The following is a 5,963-nucleotide window of genomic DNA, read 5'->3' as shown; positions in this document are numbered from 1 at the left end:
TTAATTAAAATTATAAATAGCATTTCCACTGACGGAACGTTACCTGACGATGACCAGTTTTCTGCTAAGTGTCTTGTTACTGCCGATGATACTCAGGTTGTAGATGCCCGATCTCAGGTGCGCTTCTATCGGGTGTGTAAAGGAAAGCTCCCCCAGTTCATTTGTCTGCTTTCGCTCCGTATGTATATGCTTCCCGGTGGCATCCGTTATCATAAAAGTAACTTCTTCCATTTCCTGTAGGTTAGAGATCATAATGGTCACCTCCTGCCCTGCCGTCGGGTTGGGGTACACCTTGAAAGAGGATGAGATCGGGCCGTTATGCTGCACCACGATCGTTTGGGAATACGCGTAGGTGCCGTTCGTTCTGTTCATTTTGAGCCTGTAATAGGCTTTATCCTTCAGCTTGGTTTCATCGGTGAAGGTATAAGATATAGCGGACGAAGTAGTGCCGGACGCTTTTACAGTGCCCACTGTGGTGAATGTTTCCTGGTCTTCGGAGCGCTCTATTTCAAAGTTTTCGCTGTCAATTTCATTCAGGGTTTCCCAGTCCAGCACTACGGCTGTCCCGTTATAGCGCCCTTTAAAAACAAGGAATTCAGTGAGTCCATCGTATACCTCCAGGTAGCGCTCCTTGATCTCGGCACCGGACAAGGCTCTGCCAAACAGCTTCACTTCATCCAGGTCGCCTTCGTAATGATAGCCCTTGCCGCTGGTCAGGTAGCCTATGTTCACGGGCGTGCGGCTGGCAAAATCGTTGCTGAACACATGGCTGCCTTCAGCTACTTTCTCTCCGTCTACGTAAAGTATGCTCGCGCCGGAACTACCATTCCGCACGGCAACTACCTGGTGCCACCTGCCGTTGTTCAGTTGCGGACCTCCATTTCCAACATATAGCCCTTCGTACCCTAGATCCAATAACTGGAAGGCGGCTTTGCCGGTGTTGTCTACGCCCACCCACCAATGCACGGGCGAATCCTTGGCACTGCGGCCAATGAATACCCGGTTACCTGCTGTACTGGCTTCTGTGCGCATCCAGAGTTCAATGGTAAAGCTTTCATCGGCCTGCCAGTTAAAGTTAGGGCTTCCCTCCACATCCAGGCCGTCGTCTGTGCCATCAAAATGCTGTCCTCCACTCACAGCTCCTTTTATAGGAGTGGGCTTCATGCTTTCTACTGCCGCCGCATCGTAAGGGGTATAAAAATCCTTGTAGCGGGTGCCCGACGTTTCCTGCAGCATCCAGTGGTGCACCATACCTGCTTTTTCGTCTGTGCCTGTTTTAACTTCTATTTTGAAGCTTTGCTCGTTCTCTCCCTGGCTGTTGGCAGCCTTCACTTTTACTTCAAAATTGCCGGCCGCCGCAGGCACCCAGCGCAGGGCACCTGTTTCCGCCTGGATGGTCATCCCCTGCGGACCAGACACCAGTGTAAAAGTTGGTTTGGGTTTACCGGTAGCCTTCACATCATACGCATACTCCTGCCCCGACACGCCATAGGTGACAGGTTCAGAGGTAATGGTAGGGGCCACAGATGCAGGACCACAGTAGTTACCTGCCCCTTTGTTATAGCGGGAACGCATTTCCGTTTCGGTCAGATCACGGCTGTAGATCATCACCTCATCCAATGTTCCGTTGAACCGGTACAGGTTGTCCATGTTCAGGTAGCCGATATTTACCGGGCTGACCGTTTCGAAGTTATCCGAATAATTATACTCAAAGTCTGCGATGGTATAGCCGTCCACGTATACCTTGTTGCGGCGGAGCCTGCCATCCCGTACAACAGCAACATGGTGCCATTTGCCATCATTGAGTTTCACACCGTTCCCTCCGATCCGCATGCCTGTACGCAGCCGGTCATACATGTCGAACACGGCATACCCTTCAGGGCTAACACCCAGCCACCAGACCATCTCCGAATCTGTCGCATTGCGCCCGATGAGTACCTGGTTGGTTGAACCGGTGCCTGCCACGTGTACCCACATCTCGATGGTAAAGCTACTGTTGGGGCCCCATTGAAAATTTTCTATCTCATTGAAATCAAGGCCTGTAGAGGAGCCGTTAAAACGCTGCCCCCCCGCAAAAAGGCTTCCAGCCGACGCAGGACAACCGGCGCAGGTAGCGCTGGTACCTGTCACATAATCTAGGTAATTTCCCGACTCCTTTTCGTCGAAGCCAAAGTAATGCGCCAGCCCAGGAAGGCAGCTCAGTTCGGTAGCCGCACCCGTTTCCTGCGGTGCCAGCGTACGTGCAGTACCCGCCGCAGCTGCGGTCGCAAGCAGCAGGAACACCAGAAGAGCGTATAGGGCTCTGGCTGAGGCACCAAAGCTGGTTCTCACCATGAAACTTGCAGGACTGGTATGGGGATAGAGCTTCTGTATGATAGAACCATGCATGCCTCTTCGGGAGGATGATTGGTTGAGGTAGCACTCTGTCATATGTATCACTATATTACTGTAACGCTATGTCTTTGAAGAGTTTAACAACACACGCTAATTGTATTTTCACAAGTACGGGATGGCAACAAGGGTGCTAGCGGAGGCCGGACTTACCCCCTCTTCTGTGCTTGACCTGTACGTGGAGTATTAGATTGTCGTTGTATAAGAATCCAATAATATTACGCTATTCGAATGGAGAGGTTTATCAGAAACGGGGTAGCAACGGCAATAATCGGCCTGTGGGTAGCCTGGGGGTATATAACGGATAAATCCAATAAAATTATTCATGAATTTTAGTGCAATAGTTATAGGCGCACATACCTATACCTACTGCACCAGCACCTTTTGCCGGCTCACTTTCCCCGCTGCTCTTACCTGTACGATATAAACACCTGCTGTAAGAGGCACTGGAAAAGCGAGCGTTTCTCTTAGTTGGCCAACTGAATTGACGGAAGCCGGGTGCACGTATACCTCCTCACCCATTGTATTAAGAACAGTCACCTCTGCCGGCCCTTCAGCCAGCCCGGACATGTGTACCAGCATAGTCTCTCCGGCCGATGGATTGGGGTATACCGCATTTGTCCCGGAAAGTATGCGCTGGACAGCTACTACCTTGGAGTGGCTGAAGGTACCGTCCACATCTACCTGCCGGAGGCGGTAATAAAGTATACCTGCCGGAGCCGCAAGGTCTGTAAACCTGTAAGACTGCGAAACGGAGGTAGTTCCCATCCCCTTCAGGTTGCCTATTTTCCGAAACGCTCCCCCTGCTTCCATACGCTCGATCTCAAAATGGCTGTTATCCTGTTCTGAAGCTGTTTCCCAGCGCAGTAACACACCCTGTTCTGATCCGCTGGCGCTGAAGGACACTAACTCTACCGGGAGAGGATTTATTTCCAGCAGCTCACTTAATCCGTTCAGCCATACCGAGGCCATTTTATTGTAGCCGCTCTGTGAGGGGTGCAGGTTGTCATTCATGTCTCCCCCTTCGCTTGCATAGCGGTAATTTATGCCGGCTCCGTTTTCCATATCTACCAGCACAATCCGGTCGCCCTGCCCCATTCTTTCACGGGCCATTGCTTCCACTTGATCATTGTAGGTAGTTGTAAAAGCTTTCTCCTTACCATTTACTGAGTTTTCAACCCGTTGTATGATTCTTGCCAGCACAACTGTTACTTCCCGGCCATGCTCATTTTCGTATTTATCAATCAGATTCAATATCCTGGTTACATCGCCCACACCGGAAGGATCAACCCAGTTAGTGCCAATATGAAGCAGAATAATATCCGGGTGGTAGTCATTCAGGTAAGGCCCATTGGCGTATATGCGCTTAGCAGATTCAGGACAGCCGGTAGTACAGTACCAGTAGTGCCAGCCTTTATCCAGGATATCTGCCAGGTCTTCATCCCGGATACCGGGAAAACCTCCATTTTCAGGATCCTCGAATTGATTCTGGCCTGCTACCTCACTTCCTACAAAATTAAATTTTACTGCCTGAAGCGTCAGCAACCGGTGGAGTTCTTTCCTATAGGCGATTCTATCCCCATCAGGCCGGGTATCATTACTTCTAGTGCCATGCGTATTGGAATCACCCAAAGGCATGATTTGGTAGGTATAGGTACTTGCGTGGGTTGTAGCAGTAGCTACAGCACTGTATTCCGACGAATTCTCATTTACATCCAGGCTTTTTACCCGGTAGGATACTTCCTGGACATAGGCCAGTCCTGTATGGCGGAATGCAGTCATTGGCACCGCGACGTTTGCGAGTAATTTGAATTCACTGCTGCCACTGGTCCTGTACTCTATAACATAGCTTATCGCACCTGATACCGGCTGCCATTTTATACGGATGGCCTTATGCAGGGAGGGCATTGCTTTCACTTCAGGAGCAGCCAATACAACCCCTGTTACTCGGGCATACGATGGGAAAGCGGGGGAAACCAGAATGGCCAGGAGGCAGAGAAAACGGACAAGAAAGGGTATTTTAAGCTTATGATAATGAAGCATCTAACTGAACCGTTATATAGAAATGTAAATATGTACAACGGTAAAAGACCAGGAAGGTTCTACTTGATAAATTGCCGCATGGCTGTAAATAATCCAAACCAGCTAATGTCCAAAAGCAGCTGTTGCTGACTGTTTCGTATAGAAATCCGCATTAAAAATTTAGATGTCTATATTCTTTCGAAAAAATATATACAAAAATTCAAAACCTTTTGTCATAACATCTATATAATAGAAGAAATTTAATATAGGCCCAAAGCTCTCAGGTGACACGCATGAAGGAGGTTGTATTTTCGGCGGATCATGGCAGGTAAACAACATCTCTTATACCCTTAACAATGTGTAAATATGTTATTTAACTCTGCTGAATTTTTTATATTCTTCCCGGTAGTAGTTACACTTTACTTTTTAACTCCCTTTAACCGACGGTGGCTTATCCTGCTGCTGGCCAGTTACTACTTCTATATGTCCTGGAAGCCGGCCTACGCTGTGATCCTGGTTATCTCTACCCTGATAGATTATGTAACCAGCAGACAGATGGGCCGCTATTCTGTCGAGGAAAAGGATAAGCGTCGGCCGTGGCTATACCTGAGCCTCTTTTCCAACCTGGGCATCCTGCTGCTTTTCAAGTATTACAACTTCTTTAACGAAAGCGCCCGCGACATTGCCCTTGCACTCGATGTACCCTATGCCATGCCAGCCTTTGAGTTGTTGCTGCCCATGGGTATCTCTTTCTATACCTTCCAGACGATGAGCTATACGATCGATGTGTACCAGGGGCGCATTAAACCAGAACCTCACCTGGGCATTTTCGCTTTATTCGTCACGTTTTTCCCACAGTTGGTAGCAGGGCCTATTGAGCGGGCCGGCAACCTGCTGGGTCAACTGCGCCGGAAGCACGATTTCAGTTATGACCGGGTAGTGGCCGGTCTCCGACGCATGGGCTGGGGGTTCTTCAAAAAGATCGTCATTGCCGATAACCTGGCCCTGATGGTCAACCAGGTATACAACAACCCAACCGAATACGAAGGCATATCCCTCATCATCGCCACCATCTTCTTTGCCTTTCAGATTTACTGCGACTTCTCAGGTTACTCCGATATTGCCATAGGCGCTTCACAGGTGATGGGCTTCCGGCTGATGGAAAACTTCCGCAGCCCTTACTTTGCCAAAACGATCCCGGAATTCTGGAGCCGCTGGCACATTTCCCTTTCTACCTGGTTCCGCGACTACCTCTACATACCGCTGGGCGGCAACCGGGTTGTCAAGTGGCGCTGGTACTACAACTTGTTCATTGTGTTCCTGCTAAGCGGGTTCTGGCACGGCGCCAGCTGGACATTCGTCGTATGGGGCGCCCTGCATGGCATTTATCAGATCTTTGGCCTGATGACCAGGGACAAACGCAATGCACTGGTACACAGAATAGGCCTTACCGCTCATCCGCATTTCTACAAGGGAGTGCAGGTACTGACTGTGTTCTTCCTGGTATGCTTTTCCTGGATATTTTTCAGAGCGAATTCCATCGGGGATGC

At 49.6% G+C, this 5,963-nt stretch carries 3 protein-coding genes; 1 reads left to right on the top strand and 2 read right to left on the bottom strand.

Annotated elements, in window-relative coordinates; genetic code table 11:
• Positions 1 to 39: 39 nt before the first annotated feature.
• Both OB13_RS12780 and OB13_RS12775 read right to left on the bottom strand, forming a co-directional pair.
• Complete coding sequence (locus OB13_RS12780) at positions 40 to 2,430, bottom strand: LamG-like jellyroll fold domain-containing protein (RefSeq protein WP_461490556.1); 2,391 nt, start codon at positions 2,428 to 2,430, stop codon at positions 40 to 42.
• Between the two features lie 327 nt (positions 2,431 to 2,757).
• A complete protein-coding gene (locus OB13_RS12775; protein ID WP_461490555.1) occupies positions 2,758 to 4,173 on the bottom strand; it encodes an SGNH/GDSL hydrolase family protein in 1,416 nt (471 codons plus the stop codon).
• Positions 4,174 to 4,779: 606 nt separating this feature from the next.
• On the opposite strand from OB13_RS12775, the gene OB13_RS12770 reads away from it, so the two are divergent.
• Positions 4,780 to 5,963, top strand: a 1,184-nt coding sequence (locus tag OB13_RS12770; protein ID WP_461490554.1) for an MBOAT family O-acyltransferase, incomplete at its 3' end; no start/stop codon positions are given.

Source organism: Pontibacter sp. HJ8 (genome assembly GCF_054824225.1).
This window is presented reverse-complemented; position numbering and strand designations above follow the sequence as displayed.